The following is a 25,077-nucleotide window of genomic DNA, read 5'->3' as shown; positions in this document are numbered from 1 at the left end:
CTGCTTAGAAAGTACGCGCCTTGGGCGGGAAGGACTCGACGGTCAGGGGCTTCATCTGCACGGGGCGGTATTCGAGGCGTCCATCCTCGGAGTACCACAGCGTGTGCTTGAGCCAGTTCTCGTCGTCGCGGGTCGGATGGTCGTCCAGGGCATGGGCGCCGCGGCTTTCGGTGCGGTTGGCCGCCGACTTGATCGTGGCGCGGGCCACCTCGACCATGTTGGCGATCTCCAGCGCCTCGACGCGCGCGGTGTTGAACACCTTGGACTTGTCCTTGAAGTAGATGTGCTTGGCCTGCTCGGCGAGCTCGTCGATCTGCCCCACCCCTTCGTTGAGAAGCTGCAGCGTGCGGAACACGCCGCAGTGGCGCTGCATCGACGTGCGGATGCCGTTGCCGACGTCCTGGGGCTTCTCGCCCGACGTGCGCGCCTCGAGGTCGTTGATGCGGCCGAGCGAGAAATCGAGCGACTCCTTGGGCACGGGCTGGTGCGACCGCTGGCGCTCGGGATGCGCAGCCACGATGTGGTTGCCCGTGGCGCGCCCGAACACGATCAGGTCGAGCAGCGAGTTCGTGCCCAGGCGGTTGGCGCCGTGCACCGACACGGCAGCGCATTCGCCCACCGCATACAGGCCGTTGACGATCTTGGTCTCGCCGTTGGTGTAGGAGATGACCTGGCCGTGGTAGTTGGTGGGAATGCCGCCCATCTGGTAGTGGATGGTGGGCACCACCGGGATCGGTTCCTTGATCGGGTCGACGTTGCCGAACTTGATGGCGATTTCGCGGATCGAGGGCAGGCGCTTGTTGATCACGTCGGCGCCCAGGTGGTCGAGCTTGAGCACCACGTAGCTGCCGTCGGGACCGCAGCCGCGGCCTTCCTTGATCTCCTGGTCCATGGAGCGCGACACGAAGTCGCGCGGGGCCAGGTCTTTCAGGGTGGGCGCGTAGCGCTCCATGAAGCGTTCGCCATCCTTGTTGAGCAGGATGCCGCCCTCGCCGCGCACGCCTTCGGTGATCAGCACGCCCGCACCGGCCACGCCGGTGGGGTGGAACTGCCAGAATTCCATGTCCTGCAGGGGAATGCCGGCGCGCGCCGCCATGCCCAGGCCGTCGCCGGTATTGATGAAGGCGTTGGTGGACGCGGCCCAGATGCGGCCGGCGCCGCCCGTGGCCAGCACGGTGGTCTTGGCTTCGAGGATGTAGATTTCGCCCGTTTCCATTTCCAGGGCGGTGACGCCCACCACGTCGCCGGCGTCGTTGCGCAGGAGATCCAGCGCCATCCACTCGACGAAGAACTGGGTGCGCGACGCGACGTTGCGCTGGTAGAGCGTGTGCAGCAGCGCGTGGCCGGTGCGGTCGGCGGCGGCACAGGCGCGCTGCACCGGCTTCTCGCCGAAATTCGCGGTGTGTCCGCCGAACGGACGCTGGTAGATGGTGCCGTCGGGATTGCGGTCGAACGGCATGCCGAAATGCTCCATCTCGTACACGGCGCTCGGGGCCTCGCGGCACATGAACTCGATGGCATCCTGGTCGCCCAGCCAGTCCGATCCCTTGACGGTGTCGTACATGTGCCAGTACCAGTTGTCTTCGCTCATGTTGCCCAGCGACGCGCTCACGCCGCCCTGGGCGGCCACGGTGTGCGAGCGGGTGGGGAACACTTTGGACAGGACCGCGACGGACAGGCCCGCCTGGGCCAGCTGCAGCGAGCAACGCATGCCGGCTCCGCCGGCGCCCACGACCACCACATCAAACTGGCGGCGCGGCAAGGAATTCATGACAGCGACCACGGCTTAGATTCTCCAGAGGATTTGCGCGAAGTAGACGACCGAACCGACCAGCCACAGGATGGTCAGGACCTGCAGGAGCAGGCGCACGCCCACCGGCTTGACGTAGTCCATCCAGATGTCGCGCACGCCGATCCAGGCATGCCAGGCCAGCGCAAAGAAGGCAAGGGTGGCCAGGACCTGGCCGAGCGGCAGCGCCAGCACGTGGAACGTGAACAGCGCCTTCCAGTTTTCGTAGGTGAAGGCCGGCATGAGGAACACGCCGACGATGAGGACCAGCGTATAGACCGCCAGGATGATGGCAGTGATGCGCTGAGCGATGAAGTCCACGACGCCGTAGTGCGCGCCCACGACGAGGCGCTTGGGTCCGATGTTGTTGCTCGCGGCCATTTACAGAACTCCGAACAGTTTGAGTGCGAACACCAGCGTCAGGGCCAGGCTGACGCCGAAGACCACGCCTGCGCTCTTCTGGGCGGACACCTTGTCCACGCCGATGTGCAGGTCCAGCAGGAGGTAGCGGATACCGGCACAGAAGTGATGCAGGTAGCCCCAGATCAGGGCCAGCAGCACCAGCTTGACCAGCGGATTGGCCGCATACTGGGCCACCTGCGCATAGCTCTCGGGCGAGGTCACGCTGGCCGCGAAGAGCGGCAGGATGACCAGCGGGAGACAGAGGAACAGCAGCGCACCGCTGACGCGATGCAGGATGGACAGCTTGCCCGCCAGCGGCAGGCGATAGCTGAGGATTTGCGCAACGCTGATATTGCGAAACTGCGGACGCGGCTTAGCAGCTGAGTCGGACATGACGGCCTCGGTGTTTCGGAACTAGGGAATCGTTATGGCAAAGGCGCCGTTGCCCTTGCAGGCAAACGCGCTATTTTCGCCCAGAGATCGGCTTGGTATCAAATCGTAGGAAAAAAGCCCTTCAATTCAAACTATTGCGGTAGTGGTATCGATCGGTAAGGTACAGGCCACGCCGCACCTCCATGGGCCGATCGCCGTAGGTATAGGAGATCCGGTCGACCTGCAGCAGCGGCGTGCCGGCGGCCACGTCGAGCAGGCCGGCGATCTCGGCGCTGGCAGCCACGGCACGCAGCTTTTCATCGGCGCGCACCATGCTGACGCCGAATTCGGACTCGAACAGCCCGTAGAGCGGCGCCTTGTTGGCGGAGAGCAGCTCGAACGTGAGGCCCCGGAATACATTGCCGGGCAGCCAGATGTCGTCGACCACCGTGGGCACGTTGTTCATGGACAGCAGGCGGCGGATGGAGACCACCGCCTCGCCGGTGCGCAACTCCAGCAGGCGGGCGATCTCGGCGGAGGCGCGCTGGCGGCGGCATTCGAGGATGCGGCTGGCGGCGCGGCCGCCCTCGCCCTCCTCGTCGGGCGCCAGCCGCAGGAAGCGATAGCGCACGCGCGCCTCGTGGTGCGTGGCAACGAAGGTGCCCTTGCCCTGGCGCCGGATGAGCATGTGTTCGGCGGCCAGTTCGTCGACCGCCTTGCGCACCGTGCCCTGGCTGACCTGGAAGCGGGCGGCCAGATCGATCTCGCTGGGGATCAGTTCGCCGGGCTTCCATTCGCCGCGGTCCAGGCTCTGCACCAGCAACGCCTTGATCTGGCGATACAGCGGACTGAAAGCAGCCCCCTCGCCCGCCGTTCGGGCGGGACGCGCAGGACTGTCGGGCCGGGAATCTGCCATGGATCGGTATGCAATTCGGGTTGGCTGGCATGCCGCGCGGCGCCGTAAGCGGCGCGGGCTCGGCATGCGCGGACAAGCGGAACATTGTCGCACAAGCCCGCGCGGGCTGTCCAACGTCTTATGTCTTATATAAGATATAAGATGCGTTGACGCTCATCGGGATTCCCTCTAGCATGCGGGGCTGTCGGAACCGGCGGCGCGCACCGCGCTGCGCGGGTCCAGCGATTACACTGTTGGACGCGATTTTTCTCTCGTCCACCTCTATCACGGAGAACGTTCATGTCTAAGCCCGCCATGCGAGTCGCCGTCACCGGCGCCGCCGGCCAGATTGGTTACGCCCTGCTGTTCCGCATCGCTTCCGGCGAAATGCTCGGCAAGGACCAGCCGGTCATCCTGCAACTGCTTGAGATCCCCGACGAAAAAGCGCAGAAGGCCCTGAAGGGCGTGATGATGGAGCTGGAAGACTGCGCCTTCCCGCTGCTGGCCGGCATGACCGCCCACAGCGATCCCCGCACCGCGTTCAAGGACGTCGACGTGGCGCTGCTGGTGGGCGCCCGTCCGCGCGGCCCCGGCATGGAGCGCAAGGACCTGCTCAGCGCCAATGCGCAGATCTTCACGGCGCAGGGCAAGGCCCTGAACGAAGTGGCCAGCCGCAACGTCAAGGTGCTGGTCGTGGGCAACCCCGCCAACACCAACGCCTACATCGCCATGAAGTCGGCGCCGGACCTGCCCGCCAAGAACTTCACTGCCATGCTGCGCCTCGACCACAACCGCGCCCTGTCGCAGCTTGCCGCCAAGTCGGGCAAGGCCGTGGCCGACATCGAGAACCTGATCGTCTGGGGCAACCACTCGCCCACGATGTATCCCGATACCCGCTTCACCACGGTCCAGGGCCAGAAGATCGACGAGATCATCAACGACCAGGCCTGGAACCGCGACGTCTTCATCCCCACCGTGGGCAAGCGCGGCGCCGCCATCATCGAGGCCCGGGGCCTGTCCTCGGCCGCCTCCGCGGCCAATGCCGCCATCGACCACGTGCGCGACTGGGTGCTCGGCAGCAACGGCAAGTGGGTCACCATGGGGATCCCCTCGGATGGCTCCTACGGCATCCCCGAGGGCATCGTCTACGGCTTCCCGGTCACCACCGCCAACGGCGAATACACCCTCGTCAAGGACCTGGAAATCGACACCTTCTCGCGCGAGCGCATGGACCTCACGCTGAAGGAACTGCTCGAAGAGCGCGACGGCGTGAAGGACCTGCTGAAGTAATTCGGCAACCGGATCGGGCCCGCGGATGCGGGCCCGATTTGCAACGGCGCGGCAACACGCCGCCCGCCCCGGGGCATTGGTCTGTCTCTTTCCCCGATTGTCGCGAAGGGGACAGATTTATATCCCGGACCGGCCTAGGGTATGGCCTGCGAACCTGGCGCCAGACCCTGCGCCACCAGAACACACCATGTGGCGGCGCCCAGGTGCCGCCAGGAACACGGAGACCGCCCCATGTCCAGACCCGAATCTCCCGGCGCCCTCTTTCGCCGTGCGCTGGCTGAAGAATCGCCGCTGCAGATCATCGGCGCCATCAACGCCAACCATGCGCTGCTTGCCCGGCGCGCCGGCTATCGCGCCATCTATCTGTCCGGCGGCGGGGTGGCTGCCGGCTCGCTGGGCCTGCCCGACCTGGGCATCAACACGCTCGACGACGTGCTCGTCGACGTGCGCCGCATCACCGACGTCTGCGACCTGCCCCTGCTGGTCGACATCGATACCGGCTTCGGCCCTTCGGCCTTCAACATCGCCCGCACCGTCAAGAGCCTGATCAAGTTCGGCGCAGCGGCCTGCCACATCGAGGATCAGGTCGGGGCCAAGCGCTGCGGCCATCGCCCGGGCAAGGAAGTGGTCTCCACCGGGGAAATGGCCGACCGCGTCAAGGCGGCGGCCGATGCGCGCACCGACTCCGACTTCTACCTCATCGCCCGCACCGACGCCATCGCCTCGCATGGCGTGGACGCGGCCATCGAGCGTGCGCTGGCCTGCGTCGAGGCCGGCGCCGATGCCATCTTCGCCGAAGCCGCCTACGACCTGCCCACCTACGAACGCTTCACCCGGGCCGTGAACGTGCCGGTGCTGGCCAACATCACCGAATTCGGCAAGACGCCGCTGTTCACGGTCGACGAGCTGCGCGGCGCCGGCGTCGGCATGGTGCTGTATCCGCTGTCGGCATTCCGCGCCATGAACAAGGCTGCCGAGGCCGTCTACGCCGCCATCCGCCGCGACGGCCACCAGAAGAACGTGCTCGACATGATGCAGACGCGCGACGAGCTCTACGACCGCATCGGCTATCACGCATTCGAAGCGCAGCTCGATTCCCTGTTCCAGCAGGGCAAGAGCAAATAGCAGTTCCCATGGCCTGTTGACACGAGAATCACCCAAGGAGAGCAGAGACATGACTACGGCCCGCAAAAAAACCGCCGCCCCGGCCCCCGCCCCAGCGCAAGCCGCGGAGCAGACCGGCTTCAAGCCCAAGAAATCCGTGGCCCTGTCCGGCGTGGTCGCCGGCAACACCGCGCTGTGCACGGTCGGCCGCACCGGCAACGACCTGCACTACCGCGGCTATGACATCCTGGACTTCGCCGGCACGGCCGAGTTCGAGGAAATCGCCCACCTGCTGGTGCACGGCAAGCTGCCCACCAAGGCCGAGCTCAAGGCCTACAAGGAAAAGCTGCGCGCCCTGCGCGGCCTGCCCGCTGAACTGCAGAACGCCCTCGAGTGCCTGCCCCCCGGCAGCCACCCCATGGACGTCATGCGCACCGCCGTGTCCGTGCTCGGCTGCCTGCTGCCCGAGAAGGACGACCACAACATCCCGGGCGCGCGCGACATCGCCGACCGCCTGATGGCCAGCCTCGGCTCCGCCCTGCTCTACTGGTACCACTACAGCCACAACGGCCGCGTCATCGACGTGCAGACCGACGACGAAAGCATCGGCGGGCACTTCCTGCACCTGCTGCACGGCCGCAGACCCTCCGACGACTGGGTGCGCGCCATGCACACCTCGCTGATCCTGTATGCCGAGCACGAGTTCAACGCGTCCACCTTCACCGGCCGCGTCATCGCGGGCACCGGATCGGACATGTACTCGGCCATCGCCGGCGCCATCGGCGCGCTGCGCGGCCCCAAGCACGGCGGCGCCAACGAGGTGGCCTTCGAGGTGCAGAAGCGCTACGACTCGCCCGACGAGGCCGAAGCCGACATCCGCCGCCGCGTCGAGAACAAGGAAGTCATCATCGGCTTCGGGCATCCCGTCTACACCATCTCCGACCCGCGCAACAAGGTCATCAAGGACGTGGCGCGCAAGCTCTCGAAGCAGGCCGGCAGCACCAAGATGTACGACATCGCCGAGCGGCTGGAAACCGTCATGTGGGACATCAAGAAGATGTTCCCCAACCTCGACTGGTTCTCGGCCGTGAGCTATCACATGATGGGCGTGCCCACCGCCATGTTCACGCCCCTGTTCGTGATCGCCCGCACCGCGGGCTGGTCGGCCCACATCATCGAACAGCGCGTCGACAACAAGATCATCCGGCCCACCGCCAACTACGTCGGTCCGGAAGACCAGAAGTTCGTGCCCATCGACAAGCGCAAATAATCCAGGAACGCGAAACATGTCCGCCCCTATCTCCAATGTCCGCCCGGACCCCGACCAGGTGCTGGTCGACATCGCCAACTATGTGCTCGACTACGAGGTCAAGAGCCCGCTGGCCTACGAAACGGCGCGCAACTGCCTGATCGACACCCTGGGCTGCGGCCTGGAGGCGCTCGAGTATCCGGCATGCCGCAAGCTGCTCGGGCCCATCGTGCCCGGCACCATCGTGCCTCACGGCGCCAAGGTGCCCGGCACGCAGTTCCAGCTGGATCCCGTGCAGGCCGCCTTCAACATCGGGACCATGATCCGCTGGCTGGACTTCAACGACACCTGGCTGGCGGCCGAGTGGGGCCATCCCTCCGACAACCTCGGCGGCATCCTGGCCACCGCCGACTGGCTGTCGCGCAACGCGGTCGCGGCCGGCAAGCCGCCGCTCACCATGCGCGACGTGCTCACCGGCATGATCAAGGCCCACGAGATCCAGGGCTGCATCGCGCTGGAGAACTCGTTCAACAAGGTCGGCCTGGACCACGTGGTGCTGGTCAAGGTGGCCTCCACGGCCGTGGTCGCGCAGATGCTGGGCCTGTCGCGCGAGGAAGTCATCAACGCCGTTTCGCTGGCGTGGGTCGACGGCCAGAGCCTGCGCACCTATCGCCACGCGCCCAACACCGGCAGCCGCAAGAGCTGGGCCGCCGGCGACGCCACGAGCCGCGCGGTGCGGCTGGCGCTCATTGCCCGCACGGGCGAGATGGGCTATCCCTCGGTGCTCAGCGCCAAGACCTGGGGCTTCTACGACGTGCTCTTCAAGGGCCAGCCCTTCAAGTTCCAGCGCCCCTACGGCAGCTACGTGATGGAGAACGTGCTGTTCAAGATCTCGTTCCCGGCGGAATTCCATTCGCAGACCGCGGTGGAATGCGCCATGCAGATCCACGAGCAGCTCGCCGCGCGCGGCAAGAGCCCCGAAGACATCAGGAAGATCACCATCCGCACGCACGAGGCCTGCATCCGCATCATCGACAAGAAGGGCCCGCTCAACAACCCGGCCGACCGCGACCACTGCATCCAGTACATGGTGGCGGTGCCCGTGCTCTTCGGCCGGCTGACGGCGGCCGACTACGAGGACGCCGTGGCGGCAGACCCGCGCATCGACGCATTGCGCGACAAGATCGTCTGCGTCGAGGATCCCGCCTTCACGCGCGACTACCATGATCCCGACAAGCGCTCGATCGCCAACGCCCTCACCGTGGAATTCAACGACGGCACGCAGCTCGACGAGATCGTGTGCGAATACCCGATCGGCCACAAGCGCCGCCGCGCCGACGGGATTCCGCTGCTCGAGGCCAAGTTCCGCACCAACTTGGCGCGCATGTTCCCCGTGCGGCAGCAGAACCGCATCCTCGACGTATCGCTCGACCAGCAGCGCCTGGAAGCCATGCCGGTGCACGAGTACGTGGACCTCTACGTGATCTGATGCTTTGGCCCGGGCCGCAGCCCGCCGGACGCCCCCGTACAATGGGGGCGTTTTTCATTCCGACACGGTGCGCCATGCTTTGGGTCAAGGCTTTCCATATCGTATTCATCGCTGCCTGGTTCGCGGGGCTCTTCTACCTGCCGCGCATCTATGTGAACCTGGCCCAGCAGGCCGATGCCAACGTGCAAGCCTGTCTGCTGGGCATGGCGCGGCGCCTGTATCGCTTCACCACGCTGCTCGCCGCCCCCGCCATCCTGCTGGGCGTATGGCTGTATGCGGGCTACGGCATCGGCGTGGGGCCGGGCAACGGCTGGATGCATGCCAAGCTGCTCTTCGTGGTGCTTGCCGTGGGCTACCATCACGCCTGCGGCGTGATGCTGCGCAAGTTCGAACAAGGCCGCAACACGCGCCCGCACACGTTCTACCGCTGGTTCAACGAAATCTCCGTGCTGCTCCTGGCGGTCGTGGTGGTCTTGGTCGTCGTCAAACCGTTCTGATCCGTTTTTCTAGGCTCGCCCCGCATGTCCACCGATGATACCGGCCGTCCGCGCAAGACCCTGACAATCGCGCGCCGCGCCGAACCCGACCCCGACGCGCAGTCCCGCCGCAAGCGCAGCGGCGCCCGCGCACGCCTGGTGGCACAGCAGGAACGCGTGCGCGAAAAGGCCCAGCGGCTCCAGCAGCCGCCTGCCCCGGCCCCAGAGCCCCATCCCGAGCCGGCCGCCGTTGCGCCGCGCCACCAGCCTGCGCGCAACGAGCGCAACGCGGTGTTCGCCCCCTGCCCGCCGGGCCTCGAGGAAGCCCTGGCCGCCGAATTCCAGGCCCTGGGTTTCGACGATGCCCGCCCGGGGCGCGCCGGATGCAGCTTCTCGGCAGACTGGCAGGGCGTGCTGCGCGCCAACCTGTACTCCCGGCTGGCCACCCGCATCCTGGTGCAGGTGGCCCAGGCCGAGCTCACGCACGAAGACCAACTCCTGGAACTGGCCTATGCCACCCCCTGGGAGCGCTGGTTCGGGCCCGAGCGCACGCTGCGCGTCGACACCTCGGCCATCAAGAGCCCGGTGAAGAGCCTTCAGTACTGCAACCTGCGGGTCAAGGACGGCATCTGCGACCGCCTGCGCGACCGCGAGGGGGCCAGGCCCGACATCGATACCGTGCGGCCCGATGCGCGGGTGCACCTGTTCCTGTCGGGCATGACCGCGACGCTATACCTCGATACCTCCGGCGAGTCGCTGTTCAAGCGCGGATGGCGCCTGGACAAGGGAGAGGCGCCGTTGCGGGAGAACCTCGCCTCCGGGCTGCTGGCCCTGGCGGGCTGGGACCCTGCCGCCGCGCTGCTCGATCCGTTCTGCGGCAGCGGCACCATCCTGATCGAAGCCGCCTGGATCGCCCTGGGCGTGCCGGCCGGCATCGCCCGGCCCTTCGGCTTCGAACGGCTGCGCGACCACGACGCCCATCTCTGGCGCGCCATCAAGGACGAGGCGCGCGCCCGCATCCTGCCCCAGCTGGAGACGCCGCTGGTGGGCTATGACCTCGATCCTCGCGCCATCGAGCATGCGCGCGCCAATGCGGAGCGGGCCTGGCTCACGGCCGACACCATCCGCTTCGAGGTGGGCGACGCCCGCGACGTCGAGGCCCCGGCCGACCATGGCTGGATCGTCACCAATCCGCCCTACGGCGAACGGCTGGAAGATACCGACGATACGCTCTGGCGCGACTGGTCCGCCTGCCTGAAGCGCCGCTTCGCGGGCTGGCAGGTCCATGTCATTTCCAGCGACCTCACCCTGCCCCAGCGCATGCGCCTCAAGCCCATGCGGCGCATCCCGGTGCACAACGGTGCGCTCGACTGCCGGCTGTTCGGCTTCGAGCTGGTTGCCAGCAGCTACCGCGACTGACCTGCACGCCCCGCGCCGCATTACCACGCCGCCCCGGGAGGCGTACGGCTGCCACGTTGTAAATGCGCCGCAGAAATTCCCCACCGCAGCGCATTCTTCCGCCACAAGAGCGCTGATTTGGGGCATCATCAGCACCAGGATCGCGCGCCTCGCACCAAGCGCTTGCACAGATTGAGGGTTAACCCTATAATTCGGGTTAACCCTGAACGAATTGACGTGCAAGCCGCGGAGGCTGTCATGATCCCCAAGAACAATCCTATCCGTCTCACCGACGAACTCGAGCGCCAACTGATGCTGCAGGCCATGGAAGAACAGTTCCGCCCGCATCCGATCCGCGCCCTGGCAGGCCTACTGCGCAAGCTGGCCCAGTCCGTGAAGAACCTGGCAGGCAAGACGGGCAACAAGACCGCCCACGCCGCCTGAACGATTTTCCCCTTGGGGGCTGCACAGCCCCTTTTAAGACCCGCCCTAACCGGCGGGTTTTTTTTGCCCATGGCCAGTCCGGGGATGCGGGATAATACGCGCCCATGAACCTTCCGGACCCCACTCCCACCCCAAGCCGGCTGCGCCGGTTCGCCTGCATGATGTACGAGGGCGTGCTGCTCTTCGGCGTGGTGTTCCTGGCCGGCTACCTGTTCGACACGCTTACCCAGAGCCGCCACGCGCTCACGCTGCGCCACGCCCGCCAGGCATGGCTGTTCCTGGCCATCGGCGCGTACTTCGTGCTGTGCTGGGGGCCGCGCGGCCAGACGCTGCCCATGAAGACCTGGAACATCCAGCTGGTCGACCGCGACGGCAGGCCGCCCCGGCTGGCACGCCGCATCCTGCGCTACCTGCTGACCTGGCCCCTCGTGCTGGCCGCGGCGGCGCTGGTCTGGCTGGCCTCCAGCCTCACCGGATGGCGTTCCGTGGACATGTTCATCGTCGCAGCCCCGTTCGCCGCCTTCCTCTGGACCTGGGTCGACCGCGAAGGCCAGTTCCTGCACGACCGCCTGCTCGGCACGCGGCTGCGCACCGCACCGCCCCGCCGGCCTGCCTGAGCGCCGCCACAGGACACGGCGTCACAACACCGTCACCGCAACGTCATACCGACGTCATCGCGGGCTGGTCTCATTGCTACTCGAGACGATCCGGCAATGGGAGCCTTCGTGAACAACACTCAGCCCGTACGCTGGCGCACCTTGTGGCTGTCCGACATCCATCTCGGAACAGCCGGGTGCAAGGCGGAATTCCTGCTGGATTTCCTCGACCGCAACGACGCCGACACGCTGTATCTGGTCGGCGACATCGTCGACGGCTGGCAGCTGCGCAAGCACTGGCACTGGCCGCGCGCCCACAACGACGTGATCCAGCGCATCCTGCGCAAGGCGCGCAATGGCACGCGGGTGGTGTTCATCCCGGGCAACCACGACGAATTCGCGCGCGAGTTCGCCGGGCATGCCTTCGGCGACATCGAGATCCTCGACGAGGACGTGCACACCACCGCCAAGGGCCTGAAGCTGCTGGTGGTGCACGGCGACCAGTTCGACGGCGTGATCCAGCACAGCAAGTGGCTGGCGCACCTGGGCGACTCGCTCTACCAGCTGGCGCTCTGGACCAATCATCATTTCAACCGGCTGCGCCATCGCATGGGGCTGCACTACTGGTCCCTGTCGCAGTATCTCAAGCACAAGGTGAAGAACGCGGTGGCCTTCATCACCGACTTCGAGCATGCGCTGGCCGGCGAGGCGCGCCGCCGCGGACTGGACGGCGTGGTCTGCGGCCACATCCACAAGCCCGAGCTGCGCGACATCGAGGGCATCCTCTACTGCAACGACGGCGACTGGGTGGAAAGCCTGTCGGCCCTGGCGGAAACGCAGGACGGCCAGTTGCAGCTGCTGGACTGGGCCGGCATGCTGGCGCACCGCGAGGTGCGCGAAAAGCCGGCCCGTCCGCGCCGCGCCATCGCGCTGCCGGCGCTGCCTTCGGCGCTGCGGCGCTCGGGCAAGCAGCATCCGTGATAACCCTTATACGTCCCCGTTAGCAACACGGGAATGTTGCAGTTCACGGCCCTCTAGGTCATGCTTGCGCCTGGGGCGCCGGGCGACAGCCGTCTGCATGCCCTCGTTGCAACGCGCTCACGATATAGGGCCATGAACGACCAATACCAGGCGCTCTACCAAACTTTCCGCTGGCTGGTACCCAACCAGTTCAATATCGCGGAAGCCTGCTGCCACCGATGGGCTTCCAGCACGCCGGATGCGCGGCGCATCGCCATCTACTACGAAGACGAGGCGGGCAATCGGGAAGTCTGGACCTACGCGCGGCTGGCCGAAGGGGCCAACCAGCTCGCCAACGGCCTGATCAAGATGGGCGTCGAGCCGGGCGACCGGGTAGGTGTGGTACTGGGACAACGCCCCGAAACCGTGGTCGCCCAGATGGCGATCTACAGCGTGGGAGCGGTGGTGCTGCCGCTGTCCCCATTGTTCGGACCCGAGGCGCTCGAGACGCGCCTGCGCGACGCCGACGCGCGCGTGGCCATCGTCGACTACGCCTCCAGCGCCAACCTCCTGGCCATCAGCGACAACTGCCCCAACCTGAACCAGATCATCGGCATAGGCTTCGCCGACGAACGCGTGCTGCCCTGGCGCAGCCTGCTGGCGCGCCAGCCTTCCGAGTTCAAGCCCGTGCCCACGCGGGCCTCCGATCCCGCCATCCTGCTCTATACCTCGGGCACCACCGGCGCCCCGAAGGGCGCGCTGCTGCCGCACAGCGCGCTGATCGGCAATCTTCCCGGCTTCGTGGCCTCCCAGGACTGGTTCCCCCGGCCCGGCGACGTGTTCTGGTCTCCGGCCGACTGGGCCTGGACCGGCGGCATGATGGACGCGCTGCTGCCCACCCTGTACTTCGGCCATCCCATCGTCGGCACGCGCGGGCGCTTCTCGCCGGAACGCGCCTTCGAGCTGATGGAGCGCTACCAGGTCACCAACACCTTTCTGTTCCCTACCGCGCTCAAGATGATGATGAAGGCCGTGCCGCAACCACGCGAGCGCTACCGCCTGGCGCTGCGCGCCATGATGAGCGCCGGCGAAAGCGTGGGCGAGACGGTGTTCGCGTGGTGCGAATCGGCGCTGGGCATCACGCCCAACGAGATGTTCGGCCAGACCGAGATGAATTATGTGGTGGGCAACAGCAGCAAGCGCTGGCCTGCCCGCGCCGGCAGCATGGGCCGGCCCTACCCCGGCCACCGGGTTGCCGTCATCGACGAGGCCGGCCAGGAAATGCCCCCCGGCGAGGTGGGCGAGGTAGCGGTGCACCGCTACGACATCGCCGGGCATCCCGATCCCGTGATGTTCCTGGGCTACTGGCGCAACGAGGCTGCCACGCAGGCCAAGTTCACCGGCGACTGGTGCCGGACCGGCGACCTGGCGCGGGCCGACGAAGACGGCTACCTCTGGTATGCCGGTCGTGCCGACGACGTGTTCAAGTCGGCCGGTTATCGCATCGGCCCGGGCGAAATCGAGAACTGCCTGGTGGGCCACCCTGCCGTGATGAATGCGGCCGTGGTGCCCAAGCCCGACCCGGAACGCGGCGCATTGGTGAAGGCCTATGTGGTGCTCACGCCCGAATACGCCGCGCGGCCGCAGGAAGAAATCACCCAGTCGCTGCAGGAGCACGTGCGCGACCGCCTCGCCCCCTACGAGTATCCCAAGGAAATCGAGTACGTCGATGAACTGCCGATGACCACCACGGGCAAGGTGCAGCGATCGGTGCTGCGCCGGCAGGAGCAGGAACGCGCCGCCGGCCAGGATCCGGCCGCCCCGCAAGGCGCCTAGGGGCCTGCGCCGGCACAAGAAGGAGACCCGCATGCCCATCTACCAGCTCGACGACCTGGCGCCGCAGATCGACCCGACCGCCTATGTGGCCGAAAGCGCCGACATCATCGGCAACGTGGTCCTGGAAGCCGGCGTCAGCATCTGGTCGCACGTGGCCATACGCGGCGACAACGCCCGCATCCTGGTGCAACGCGGCAGCAACATCCAGGAATCCAGCGTGCTGCACGTCGACGAAGGCTGTCCGCTCACCGTGGAAGCCGACGTCACCATCGGCCACCAGGCCATGCTGCATGGCTGTACCGTGCGCGCGGGCGCCCTCGTCGGCATGCAGGCCATCGTGCTCAACAACGCGGTGGTGGGACGCAACTGCCTGGTGGGCGCGGGCGCCATCATCCCCGAGGGCCGCATCATCCCCGACAACTCGCTGATCATCGGCATCGGCAAGGTGGTCCGCACCCTCAGCGACGAAGAGATCGCCGGCATGCATGCCAATACCCGGAATTACGTATCCCGCGGCGCGCACTACCGCAGGGTGCTCAAGCGCCTGGCCTGAGCCGCACAGCCGCGGCGGCCGCGCGGGCAATCGGCTAAGATGCTCGCATGACCGATTTGCTCAAGAAATATCTCTTCGAGGACCGCAGCGTGCGGGTGCAGGCGGTGCGTCTGCAGGATACCTGGGCGCAGGCCCAGACCCATCATCAGTACCCGCCGGCCGTGCTGCGCCTGCTCGGGGAGCTCACGGCCGCGTCCACCCTGCTGGCCTCCAACATCAAGTTCGACGGCTCGCTGCTGCTGCAGATCCAGGGCGACGGACCCATTGCGCTCCTGGTGGTGGAGTGCCGCTCCGATCTCAGCCTGCGCGCCACGGTGAAGATACGCGAGGGCCATTCTGTGCCCGAGGACGGCACCATGCAGAGCCTGCTGAATGCCCGCGGCCAGGGCCGCTTCATGGTGGTGCTGGATCCCAAGCGCAAGGTGCCTGGCCAGCAGGCATACCAGGGCATCGTGCCGCTGGAAGGCGAAACGGTGGCCGACGCGCTGCAGCACTACATGAAGGCCTCCGAACAGCTCGACACCCGGCTCTGGCTGGCGGCAGACGCGGGCCAGGCAGCCGGCCTGCTGCTGCAGCGCCTGCCCGACCAGGGCGGCACCACGCAGGGCGCCGAAGAGGCCGACACCTGGGGCCGCGCGGTGCACCTGGCCAGCACGCTGTCGCACGATGAGCTGCTGCAGGCGGACACCGACACGCTGATCCACCGCCTGTATTGGGAAGAGACGCTGACCGCCTTCGAACCGGTGCCGGTGCGCTGGTTCTGCCCCTGCACGCGCGAGCGCGTGGCCGGCATGCTGCGCTCTTTGGGGGAAGCCGAAGTGCGCGACATCCTGGCAGAACAGGGCAAGGTGGAAGTGAGCTGCGATTTCTGCGGCCGGCCCTACGTGTTCGACCCGGTGGATTGCGCCGGGCTGTTCTCGTCCAGCCCGCCCATGCCGGGGCAGGATCCTCCCACGGTGCACTGAGCGCCGGCAAGGCGTACATCCCACAATCGACTGCGCCAGGCGCGGCCCGGATACTGGCGGGCCATGCGCCCCTCCCTGCCGCCCCACGCCCTTCCCGCCACGCCCCCGACGTGGCACCGGTGCCGCATGCACGGCAGCGCGCTGGTCGAGGCGGCAGCCGGGCTGGCTGCCGTGATGCTGGCCGGGCTGGTGCTGATCGAGGCCTGCCATTGGCAGCTCATGCGCCAGCTGGCCTACGTGGCGCTGCTCGAAGCCGCACGCGCCGGCGCCACGGCCCACGCCCACCCCCGAGCCATGGCGGCTGCCTTCGAAACGGCCCTGCTGCCGCGCTATGCGGCGCCCGACCATACGGCGCGTCAGCGCCTGCAGGCGGCCCTGGCGCGCGCGGCGCTGCGCAGCGGCATGCCCGCCTGGCACATCCAGGTGCTGTCGCCCGACGCGGCAGCCTATGCCGATTTCAGCCAACCGGGGCTGCAGATCCAGGGGGCTTCCGGCCTGCCCGCGATCCGCAACGATCGCCAGGCCGAACAGCACGCCCGCCACCTGGCGCGCGGCTGGCCCGGCGGACGCGGCCCGCGTTCGGGCCTGTCCCTGCACGAAGCCAACCTGCTGCGGCTGCGCCTGCGCTATCTGGTCGAGCCGCTGGCGCCGCCCACGGCACTGCTGCTGCGCGCCGCGGCCTGGGCCAGCGCGTGGCCAGGGTGCAGCCGCGATGCGCTGGCCGCCGGCATGCTGCCGCTGCGGCTGGATCTCACCATGGACATGCAGTCGCATCCCGTGCTGTGGCCCGACGAAGGCAACGCCGGTGTAAGCCGTGGGGCAGGATGCTGAACGGGCGCCATGCGCATGCCGGCCGCGCGCGGCCGCGGGCAGGCTAGCGCCGGGCCGCCGGTGTATCTGCGGGCGCCGGCGGCGGCGGAATGGCCACGCCGGGCGGCAGGATGTGCACGAAAACCTCGCCCTCGCGCATCATGCCCAGTTCACCGCGGGCGCGCTCCTCGAGCGCTTCCACGCCGGTGGCGAGGTCGCCGACCTCGGCCCGCAACGCGCTGTTGCGCGCACGCAGGCCGTCGTTGGTCTCGCGCTGCTGCGCCACCTGCGACTGCAGGTCCCATACCTTGAGCCACCCGCCCTTGCCCAGCCACAGCGGGTACTGGATCAGGCCGAGCAGCGCGAGCAGCACCACCAGCAGCAGACGCATGAACGGGAACCTTCAGCAGAGGCGCGGCCGATGTGGCCACGGCGCCGGCCGGCGCCGTGGCGGCAGCCATCAGCGCAGGTTGTAGAACGCTTCCAGGCCGGGGTAGGAGGCCACCTCGGCCAGCTCTTCCTCGATGCGCAGCAGCTGGTTGTACTTGGCCATGCGGTCGGAGCGCGAAAGCGAGCCCGTCTTGATCTGCATGGCGTTGGTGGCCACGGCGATGTCGGCGATGGTGGAGTCTTCGGTTTCGCCCGAGCGGTGCGACACCACGGCAGTGTAGCCGGCGCGCTTGGCCATCTCGATGGCGGCGAAGGTCTCGGTGAGCGTGCCGATCTGGTTGATCTTGATCAGGATGGAGTTGGCCACGCCCTTCTGGATGCCTTCGCGCAGGATCTTGGTGTTGGTGACGAACAGGTCGTCGCCCACCAGCTGCACCTTCTTGCCCAGCTGTTCGGTGAGCAGCTTCCAGCCATCCCAATCGTTCTCGGCCATGCCGTCTTCGATGCTGATGATGGGGTACTTGTCGCACCAGGTGGCCAGCAGGTTGGCGAACTCCTGCGAGGAGAGCGACACGCCGCCCTCGCCCGCCAGGGTGTACTTGCCGTCGCGGAAGAACTCCGAGCTGGCGCAGTCCAGGCCCAGCGCGATCTGCGAACCCGGCTCGTAGCCGGCCTCGGTGATGGCCTTCAGGATGAGCTGGATGGCAGCCTCGTGGTTGGCCACGTTGGGCGCGAAGCCGCCCTCGTCACCCACCGCCGTGGACATGCCCTGGCCGTGGATCAGCTTCTTGAGCATGTGGAACACTTCCGCGCCCCAGCGCAGCGCCTCGCGGAAGCTGCCGGCGCCCACCGGCAGGATCATGAACTCCTGGAGGTCGAGCGTGTTGTTGGCATGCGCGCCGCCGTTGATCACGTTCATCATGGGCACGGGCATGCTCATGGGGCCGCTGCCGCCGAAGTAGCGGTACAGCGAGAGGCCGGATTCGTCGGCGGCGGCGCGGGCCACGGCCATGCTGGCGGCCAGGATCGCGTTGGCGCCCAGGCGTTCCTTGGTTTCGGTGCCGTCGAGCTCGATCAGCGTGCGGTCGACGAAGGTCTGCTCCTGGGCATCCAGGCCCATCAGCGCCTCGGAGATATCGGTGTTGAGATTCTCGACGGCCCGCAGCACGCCCTTGCCGAGATAGCGGCCCTTGTCGCCGTCGCGCAGCTCGATGGCTTCGCGCGCGCCGGTGGAGGCGCCCGACGGAACCGCCGCGCGCCCCATGGCGCCCGACTCGAGCAGCACGTCGCACTCGACGGTGGGGTTGCCGCGCGAATCGAGGATCTCGCGGCCGATGATGTCGACGATAGCACTCATACTTAGCTTCCCTGAACGATGAACATATTCATGACGGCGGCGCCCTCGCGTGCATTGCGGGCACGCCGGTACTGCCAGGAATCGTAGAACGCCTGCGCTGCGGCCATGGAGGGGAATTCCAGCAGCACGGTGCGGCCGGGCTCGCGGCCTTCCAGGTGGCGGACCTCGCCGCCCCGGACCAGCACCTTGGCGTCGTAGGCGCGCATCGCCAGCGTGGACAGGCGCTTGTAGTCTTCGTACTGCGCGGGCTTGGTCACGTGGACATCGGCGATGATGTAGGCGCTCATGCTATTCCTCAGGCAAATCGGGTTTCGAGAAAACCGTTGCGCTTGGTGATGCGGTCGAGCTCCACCAGCGAGGCGAGCAGCTCGCCCATGTGCTGCAACGGCACGGCATTGGGCCCGTCGGAGAGCGCGCGCGCCGGATCCGGATGGGTTTCCATGAACAGGCCGGACACGCCCACCGCCACGGCGGCGCGGGCCAGGACCGGCACGAACTCGCGCTGTCCGCCCGACGAGGAGCCTTGCCCGCCGGGCAGTTGCACGGAATGGGTGGCGTCGAACACCACCGGGCAGCCGGTTTCCCGCATGATAGCCAGCGAGCGCATGTCGGACACCAGATTGTTGTATCCGAAAGAAGCGCCGCGTTCGCACACCAGGATGTTGCCGCCGTCGCCGCCCGCCTCCACGGCGGCCTCGCGCGCCTTCGCGACGACCTGCACCATGTCGTGCGGCGCGAGGAACTGCCCCTTCTTGATGTTCACGGGCTTGAGCGTGGCGGCGCAGGCGCGGATGAAGTCGGTCTGGCGGCAGAGGAAGGCCGGCGTCTGCAGCATGTCGACCACGGCCGCCACGGGCTCGACCTGCGGGATGTCGTGCACGTCGGTGAGCACAGGCACCCCCACCTGCGCCCGGACGTCGGCCAGTATCTTCAGGCCTTCGTCCATGCCCAGCCCGCGGAACGACTTGCCCGAGCTGCGGTTGGCCTTGTCGAACGAGCTCTTGTAGATGAAGGGGATGCCCAGGTCGGACGTGATCTCCTTGAGCCGGCCGGCGGTTTCGAGGGCCATCTCGCGCGACTCGATGACGCACGGACCGGCAATCAGGAAGAAGGGACGGTCCAGGCCGATGTCGAATCCGCAGGCTTGCATCATGCCTCCTTGCGCTGCGCCTTGTGCGCCAGGGCCGCCCGGATGTAGCTGGAGAACAGCGGATGGCCGTCGCGCGGCGTGGACGTGAACTCGGGGTGGAACTGCACGCCGACGAACCAGGGGTGGTCGGGCAGCTCCATCATCTCGGGCAGGTTCTCGGTAGGCGTGCGCGCGCTGATCACCATGCCGGCCTCCTCGAGGCGCGGCACGTAGACGTTGTTGACCTCGTAGCGATGGCGGTGGCGCTCATTGACCTCGTCGCCGTAGATGCTCTGGGCGCGCGTGCCCGGCTTGATGGGGCAGCGCTGCGAGCCCTTGCGCATGGTGCCGCCCAGGTCGGAGCTTTCGCTGCGCTGCTCGAGCCTGCCTTCGCGGTCCATCCATTCGGTGATCAAGGCCACCACGGGATGCGGGGCGGAGGGGTCGAACTCGGTGCTGTTGGCGCCGCCCAGGCCGGCCACGTGCCGGGCGAACTCGATCACGGCCAGCTGCATGCCCAGGCAGATGCCCAGGTACGGCACGCCGTTCTCGCGCGCATAGCGTATGGCGGCGATCTTGCCTTCGGTGCCGCGCTTGCCGAAGCCACCGGGCACCAGGATGGCATCGAGGTGCCTGAGCTGGTCGGTGCCGCGGGTCTCGATGTCTTCGGAATCGATGTACTCGATCCGGACCTTGGAGCGGGTGTGGATCCCCGCGTGCACCAGCGCCTCGCTGAGCGACTTGTACGATTCGGTGAGGTCGACGTACTTGCCCACCATGCCGATGGTGACTTCTTCCTGGGGATGCTCCAGCGCATCGACCAGGTTGTCCCACATGGCCAGGTCGGCCGGCGGCGGCGTGAGGCCCAGCGCCTCGCAGACGATGTTGTCCACGCCCTGCTGGTGCAGCATGGCGGGAATCTTGTAGATGGAATCCACGTCCCAGACCGAGATGACGGCATCCAGCGGCACGTTGGAGAACATCGAGATCTTGGCGCGCTCGTCGTCGGGGATGCGCCGATCGGCCCGGCACAGCAGCACGTTGGGATAGATGCCGATCTCGCGCAGCTTCTGCACCGAGTGCTGGGTGGGCTTGGTCTTGAGTTCGCCCGCCGAGGCAATGTAGGGCACCAGGGTGAGATGCACGAAGGCTGCATTGTTGCGGCCCAGGCGCAGGCTCATCTGGCGCGCGGCCTCGAGGAAGGGCAGCGACTCGATGTCGCCCACCGTGCCGCCGATCTCGACGATGGCCACGTCGGTGTGCCCGTTCCAGGCGGCATCGGCGCCCCGGGCGACGAAGTCCTGGATCTCGTTGGTGATGTGCGGGATGACCTGCACCGTCTTGCCGAGGTAATCGCCCCGGCGCTCCTTGCGCAGGACCGACTCGTAGATCTGGCCGGTGGTGAAGTTGTTCACCTTGCGCATCTTGGCCGAGATGAAGCGTTCGTAGTGGCCAAGGTCGAGGTCGGTTTCGGCACCGTCTTCGGTGACGAACACCTCGCCATGCTGGAACGGGCTCATGGTGCCCGGGTCGACGTTGATGTAGGGATCCAGCTTGAGCAGGGTGACCTGCAGGCCGCGCGACTCGAGGATGGCGGCCAGGGACGCAGCGGCGATCCCCTTGCCCAGGGAAGAGACGACGCCGCCGGTGACAAAGACGTATTTGGTCATCGTGATGAGCACCTGGGACGAGCAGGTGCATGCGGGAAATTTGGATTATAGCCGGCCGAAGGCGCTTGCAGGGGTTTCCCCCTAGCGCCGTTTCGGTAATATTTGGCTGCAATCCGGCGGCCCGGCGTGCCGGCGGACACGCCGGCACGCGGCCTCAGAGCGGCGCGGTGCGGCGCTCCAGCCAGGCCAGCGCCGCGCCCTGCACCAGCGGGGCCACGCGCTCGCGCACGGTCCGGTGATAGTCGTCGAGCCAGGCGATCTCGTCGGGCCGCAGGAGCGACACGTCGATGCAGCGCGTGTCGATCGGGCAGAGGGTGAGCGTCTCGAACCCCAGGAATTCGCCCAGTTCGCCGTCGAGCCAGGGGCGGCTGGCCACCAGGTTCTCGATGCGCACGCCCCAGCGGCCGGGACGATAGACGCCGGGCTCGTTCGAGGTGATCATGCCGGGCTCCATCGCGGTATGCGGGGCAGGCGCGGCGCGGTACGAAATCACCTGCGGCCCCTCGTGCACATTGAGGAAATACCCCACCCCATGCCCCGTGCCATGGCCGTAGTCGGCCCCGCCCGCCCAGATCGGGGCCCGGGCGATCGCATCGAGCATGGGCGACGAGATGCCGCGCGGGAAGCTCGCCCGCGACAGGGCGATCATGCCCTTGAGCACCAGCGTGAAATCCACTTTCTGGTCGGCGCTGGGCGTGCCCACCGCCACCACCCGCGTGATGTCGGTAGTGCCGCCCAGGTACTGTCCGCCGGAGTCGATCAGCAGCAGGCCGTCGCCTTCGATGACCGCGTGCGACTCGGGCGTGGCGCGGTAGTGCGGCATGGCGCCGTTGGCGTTGAAGCCGGCAATGGTGGCGAAGCTGGGGCACACATAGCCTGGACGGCGGGCGCGCGCAGCGGTGATGCGCTCGTCCACGGTCAGTTCAGTGATGGCCTCGCGGCCCAGCGCCTCCTCGAACCAGGCGAAGAATTCGGCCAGCGCGGCCCCGTCCTGCTCCATCGCGGCGCGCACATGCGCCAGTTCGGCATCGCTCTTGCGCGACTTGAACAGCGTGGAAGGATTGATGGCCTCGACCCGCGGCACGGCCGGATCCATCAGGTGGAACACGCCGCAGGTCACGCGCGCGGGGTCGATCAGCAGGACCTGGTCGCGCTGCAGCGAACCCAGGGCCTCGGCGGCCTGTTCATAGGGCGCCACGTCCACGCCGTCGGCGGCCAGCACGGCGCGCAGCTCAGCCGATATCTTGCCTTCGCCCACGAACAGGGTGGCGCTGTCGTGGGCGATCAGGGCGTGCGCCAGGAATACCGGGTTGTATTCCACGTCGGCGCCGCGCAGATTGAAGATCCATGCGATGTCGTCCAGGGTGGACACCAGGTGGACGTCGGCCCCGCGCGCCCGCATGGCCTCGCGCACCCGCGCCAGGCGCCGGCTGCGGGGCTCGCAGGCCTGCGGCGCCAGGTGCTCATAGACCGGCGCCTGCGGCAGCCCGGGCCGGTCGGCCCAGATGTCGCCCAGCGGATCGGCCAGGATGTCCAGCCTGATGTCTGCCGCGGCCAGCGCTCCCGACAGGCTGCGGAACGCCGCCAGCCCCAGCACCTGGGCGTCCACCCCCACCGTGGCACCGGACGGCAGGCGCTCGGCCAGCCACTCCACATGGCCCGGCTGCGAGGGCGCGCCCAGCTTCATCAGCGTAATGCCGGTGCCCGCCAGCTGGGCCTGCGCCTGCTCCCAATAACGGCTGTCGACCCACAGGCCGGCAAAGCCGTCGGTCACCACCAGGGTTCCGACCGAGCCCGTGAATCCCGAGAGCCACGCCCTGCCCTGCCAGCGCGCCGGCAGATACTCGGACAGGTGCGGATCGGCCGACGGCACGATGCAGGCATCCAGGCCGCGGCGGCGCATGGCCTCGCGCAGGAGGGAGATGCGGTAGGGGATGACGGACGCGGGTTTCCGGGGCATGGCTTTCCTTCAGCGCAGCATGGTGGACATGGCCGACAGGCTGTTGAGCGTGCGCACCGCCGCCTCCATGGTGTCGGTGGTGAAGCGCAGCGTGACGCCATCCAGGCGCTCCAGCGTCGGCCACATGCAGAAGAGGTCGGCCAGCGCCGGCCCCTGGGTCTGCAGCCGGCATTCTATCGGGCCGGCGATGCGCAGGGGAACCGCCTTGCCAGCCTCGCGCACCGCGGCCTGCGCCGCCTCGGCGATCGCCCGCTGCGCGGCGGCCGGCGCGAGCGACACGCCGCTGCCCTGGCCGTGCGCCACCTTGGTCTGCACCCAGCGCGCGTGCGGAAACAGCGGCGAGGTCTCGGCGATGAAGGCATCGTCGCCGCTGGCCAGCAGCACGGGCACGCCGCGCTCGCCCGCCAGCGCGCCGTAGAGCCCCGCTTCGCCCAGCTCCATGCCGTTGATCCAGACCCGCGCGAAGGCGAAGCTGTTGATGGTATGGGCCAGCACCCCGCGCCCCTGCGAACGGCAGTGGTAGCCGATCATGAAGACCGCGTCGCAGCCCTCCTCCAGCCCGCCCATCATGCCCAGGTAGCGCGGCTTACCCAGCACCACCCGGGCGCGCTCGTCCAGGCGGTCGGGCAGCAGGTTGCGGAACCCCCCGTGCGAATCGTTCACGATCACTTCGGTGGCGCCGCCGGCGTAGGCGCCCTGGATGGCCGCATTGGCTTCGGCCGTCATCCACGCCCGCGCGCGCTCGTACTCGCCGTTGCCCGGCCGGACCTGCTCTGCGTGGAATACGCCGGCCACGCCTTCGATGTCGGTGGAAATCAGGATCTTCAAGATGAACAAGGCAGCCGGAAGCCGCTTCCGTATCAGAGTTGAGTGTCGGCCAGCCAGCGCCGCCACTCGGGTGCCAACTCCGCAATCGCGCGGCGCGTATGGCCGTCGCGACCCGTGACAGCCTGGGCATGCCACATGGCCGACACGATGGCCTGCTCCGCCGCCTCGGCAGCAGCCTCGAACAGCGGATCCAGCCTGGTCTCGTGCAACAGCGCTATCTGTGGCATGCCTCGCTCGGCCAGGTGTGGCACCGTGTACGCCGTGGAGAACGCCAGCGCGATATCGCCGCTGCCATGCCCGAACACCGACCCCGTGCATGCCAGACCCGCACCGGCGCGCAGCGACAGGCGGCGCAACTGGCGCGCGTCCAGCGGAGCATCGGTCGCCACCAGCAGGATGATGGAGCCTTTCTCGGGCGCCTCGACGGGGTCCGACTGGCCGCGATCCATCCGTTCAGCCAGCACCCGGCCGAACGGACGCCCAGCCACGGTCAGGCGCGGCAGTCGGCCGAAGTTCGACAGCGCCAGCACGCCCACCAGGTGACGCTGACCGGGATGGACCTCGGCAATGCGCGAGGCCGAACCTATGCCGCCCTTGAGCGAAAAGCTCGACATGCCGCGGCCCGCGCCCACCGAGCCTTGCTCGAAATCGGAGGCAGCGGCGGCGTGGGCCTGCAGATAGTGCGATTCCTGCACCGCCAGCGCCTGGATGTCGTTGAGATAGCCGTCGTTGCACTCGAACACCAGCGGATTGACTGTGGGCCAATCCCGGCCGATCTCCGGATTGGCAGCCACCGCCTGGCGTATCTGGGCATTGGCGACGGTGCCTACGCCGAAGGTATTGGTCAGCGCGATCGGCGTCTCCAGCACGCCCAGCTCGTCGACCTGCACGAGACCGGTGCTCTTGCCAAAGCCGTTCAGGATCGTGGCGGCAGCGGGCACCTTGTCGCGATAGGGATCACCCGCGTGCGGGCGCACCACGGTCACGCCCGTCTGCAGCGGACCGTCGGCCAGCGTGCAGTGGCCCACCGTGACGCCCGGGACATCGCAGATCGTGTCGCGGACGCCCGAAGGCAGCATGCCGACACGCGGCTGTGCGGGGCTTGTCTGGTCCAT

At 67.6% G+C, this 25,077-nt stretch carries 25 protein-coding genes; 13 read left to right on the top strand and 12 right to left on the bottom strand.

The window, feature by feature from the left end:
• Window positions 1–4: 4 nt before the first annotated feature.
• From sdhA to ACYBYQ_RS06255, 4 genes are all read right to left on the bottom strand, one after another.
• Entirely contained in the window at window positions 5–1,783 is a 1,779-nt protein-coding gene (gene sdhA / locus ACYBYQ_RS06270; protein WP_459617859.1) for a succinate dehydrogenase flavoprotein subunit, read from the bottom strand.
• Window positions 1,784–1,786: 3 nt separating this feature from the next.
• A complete protein-coding gene (gene sdhD, locus ACYBYQ_RS06265; protein WP_459617857.1) occupies window positions 1,787–2,170 on the bottom strand; it encodes a succinate dehydrogenase, hydrophobic membrane anchor protein in 384 nt (127 codons plus the stop codon).
• Window positions 2,171–2,584, bottom strand: a complete 414-nt coding sequence (gene sdhC / locus ACYBYQ_RS06260) for a succinate dehydrogenase, cytochrome b556 subunit (RefSeq protein WP_459617855.1) — start codon at window positions 2,582–2,584, stop codon at window positions 2,171–2,173. It lies immediately after the preceding gene.
• A gap of 121 nt (window positions 2,585–2,705) precedes the next feature.
• A complete protein-coding gene (locus tag ACYBYQ_RS06255; RefSeq protein WP_459617853.1) occupies window positions 2,706–3,479 on the bottom strand; it encodes a GntR family transcriptional regulator in 774 nt (257 codons plus the stop codon).
• A 279-nt stretch (window positions 3,480–3,758) separates the two neighbouring features.
• Here ACYBYQ_RS06255 and ACYBYQ_RS06250 point away from each other — a divergent pair, with 279 nt between their 5' ends.
• From ACYBYQ_RS06250 to ACYBYQ_RS06190, 13 genes are all read left to right on the top strand, one after another.
• Window positions 3,759–4,748 carry a malate dehydrogenase gene (locus ACYBYQ_RS06250; protein WP_459617851.1) on the top strand — a complete coding sequence of 330 codons (990 nt, stop codon included), beginning with the start codon at window positions 3,759–3,761 and terminating at the stop codon, window positions 4,746–4,748.
• Window positions 4,749–4,979: 231 nt separating this feature from the next.
• The gene (gene prpB / locus ACYBYQ_RS06245; protein WP_459617849.1) at window positions 4,980–5,873 is read left to right on the top strand and encodes a methylisocitrate lyase; all 894 of its coding nucleotides are present in this window, start codon (window positions 4,980–4,982) and stop codon (window positions 5,871–5,873) included.
• A gap of 49 nt (window positions 5,874–5,922) precedes the next feature.
• Window positions 5,923–7,122 carry a bifunctional 2-methylcitrate synthase/citrate synthase gene (gene prpC, locus ACYBYQ_RS06240; RefSeq protein ID WP_459617847.1) on the top strand — a complete coding sequence of 400 codons (1,200 nt, stop codon included), beginning with the start codon at window positions 5,923–5,925 and terminating at the stop codon, window positions 7,120–7,122.
• Window positions 7,123–7,138: 16 nt separating this feature from the next.
• Window positions 7,139–8,590 (top strand): bifunctional 2-methylcitrate dehydratase/aconitate hydratase, encoded by a 1,452-nt coding sequence (locus tag ACYBYQ_RS06235; protein ID WP_459617845.1) that lies wholly within the window; start codon window positions 7,139–7,141, stop codon window positions 8,588–8,590.
• Window positions 8,591–8,664: 74 nt separating this feature from the next.
• Window positions 8,665–9,087, top strand: a complete 423-nt coding sequence (locus tag ACYBYQ_RS06230) for a CopD family protein (protein ID WP_459617843.1) — start codon at window positions 8,665–8,667, stop codon at window positions 9,085–9,087.
• 24 nt (window positions 9,088–9,111) lie between these two features.
• Window positions 9,112–10,485 (top strand): THUMP domain-containing class I SAM-dependent RNA methyltransferase, encoded by a 1,374-nt coding sequence (locus ACYBYQ_RS06225; RefSeq protein WP_459617841.1) that lies wholly within the window; start codon window positions 9,112–9,114, stop codon window positions 10,483–10,485.
• 237 nt (window positions 10,486–10,722) lie between these two features.
• Window positions 10,723–10,908, top strand: a complete 186-nt coding sequence (locus ACYBYQ_RS06220; protein WP_459617839.1) for a hypothetical protein — start codon at window positions 10,723–10,725, stop codon at window positions 10,906–10,908.
• 104 nt (window positions 10,909–11,012) lie between these two features.
• Complete coding sequence (locus ACYBYQ_RS06215; protein WP_459617837.1) at window positions 11,013–11,525, top strand: RDD family protein; 513 nt, start codon at window positions 11,013–11,015, stop codon at window positions 11,523–11,525.
• Between the two features lie 96 nt (window positions 11,526–11,621).
• Window positions 11,622–12,485: a UDP-2,3-diacylglucosamine diphosphatase gene (locus ACYBYQ_RS06210; protein ID WP_459617835.1), complete on the top strand. Its 864-nt coding sequence runs from the start codon at window positions 11,622–11,624 to the stop codon at window positions 12,483–12,485.
• A gap of 132 nt (window positions 12,486–12,617) precedes the next feature.
• On the top strand, window positions 12,618–14,300 hold the full coding sequence (locus ACYBYQ_RS06205; RefSeq protein ID WP_459617833.1) for an acetate--CoA ligase: 1,683 nt from the start codon (window positions 12,618–12,620) through the stop codon (window positions 14,298–14,300).
• A gap of 31 nt (window positions 14,301–14,331) precedes the next feature.
• On the top strand, window positions 14,332–14,853 hold the full coding sequence (locus ACYBYQ_RS06200; protein WP_459617831.1) for a gamma carbonic anhydrase family protein: 522 nt from the start codon (window positions 14,332–14,334) through the stop codon (window positions 14,851–14,853).
• A 47-nt stretch (window positions 14,854–14,900) separates the two neighbouring features.
• Window positions 14,901–15,818 (top strand): Hsp33 family molecular chaperone HslO, encoded by a 918-nt coding sequence (gene hslO, locus ACYBYQ_RS06195; RefSeq protein WP_459617829.1) that lies wholly within the window; start codon window positions 14,901–14,903, stop codon window positions 15,816–15,818.
• 63 nt (window positions 15,819–15,881) lie between these two features.
• On the top strand, window positions 15,882–16,649 hold the full coding sequence (locus tag ACYBYQ_RS06190; RefSeq protein ID WP_459617827.1) for a TadE/TadG family type IV pilus assembly protein: 768 nt from the start codon (window positions 15,882–15,884) through the stop codon (window positions 16,647–16,649).
• A gap of 43 nt (window positions 16,650–16,692) precedes the next feature.
• On the opposite strand, the gene ftsB is transcribed toward ACYBYQ_RS06190, so the two are convergent.
• The 8 genes from ftsB to ACYBYQ_RS06150 form a co-directional block, all read right to left on the bottom strand.
• Entirely contained in the window at window positions 16,693–17,019 is a 327-nt protein-coding gene (gene ftsB / locus ACYBYQ_RS06185; RefSeq protein ID WP_459617825.1) for a cell division protein FtsB, read from the bottom strand.
• 69 nt (window positions 17,020–17,088) lie between these two features.
• Window positions 17,089–18,375, bottom strand: coding sequence for a phosphopyruvate hydratase (gene eno / locus ACYBYQ_RS06180; protein WP_459617823.1), 1,287 nt, complete (start codon window positions 18,373–18,375; stop codon window positions 17,089–17,091).
• Window positions 18,376–18,377: 2 nt separating this feature from the next.
• Complete coding sequence (locus ACYBYQ_RS06175; RefSeq protein ID WP_459617821.1) at window positions 18,378–18,662, bottom strand: DUF1330 domain-containing protein; 285 nt, start codon at window positions 18,660–18,662, stop codon at window positions 18,378–18,380.
• A gap of 8 nt (window positions 18,663–18,670) precedes the next feature.
• Window positions 18,671–19,528 (bottom strand): 3-deoxy-8-phosphooctulonate synthase, encoded by an 858-nt coding sequence (gene kdsA, locus ACYBYQ_RS06170; RefSeq protein WP_459617819.1) that lies wholly within the window; start codon window positions 19,526–19,528, stop codon window positions 18,671–18,673.
• A complete protein-coding gene (gene pyrG / locus ACYBYQ_RS06165; protein ID WP_459617817.1) occupies window positions 19,525–21,174 on the bottom strand; it encodes a CTP synthase in 1,650 nt (549 codons plus the stop codon). Before pyrG ends, kdsA begins: the two co-directional genes overlap by 4 nt.
• Window positions 21,175–21,328: 154 nt before the next feature.
• Entirely contained in the window at window positions 21,329–23,134 is a 1,806-nt protein-coding gene (locus tag ACYBYQ_RS06160; RefSeq protein ID WP_459617815.1) for an aminopeptidase P family protein, read from the bottom strand.
• A 9-nt stretch (window positions 23,135–23,143) separates the two neighbouring features.
• Entirely contained in the window at window positions 23,144–23,962 is an 819-nt protein-coding gene (locus ACYBYQ_RS06155) for a M55 family metallopeptidase (RefSeq protein WP_459617813.1), read from the bottom strand.
• A 32-nt stretch (window positions 23,963–23,994) separates the two neighbouring features.
• Complete coding sequence (locus tag ACYBYQ_RS06150) at window positions 23,995–25,077, bottom strand: DmpA family aminopeptidase (protein ID WP_459617811.1); 1,083 nt, start codon at window positions 25,075–25,077, stop codon at window positions 23,995–23,997.

The sequence above is a fragment of the Bordetella sp. 2513F2 genome (assembly GCF_054642735.1).
This window is presented reverse-complemented; position numbering and strand designations above follow the sequence as displayed.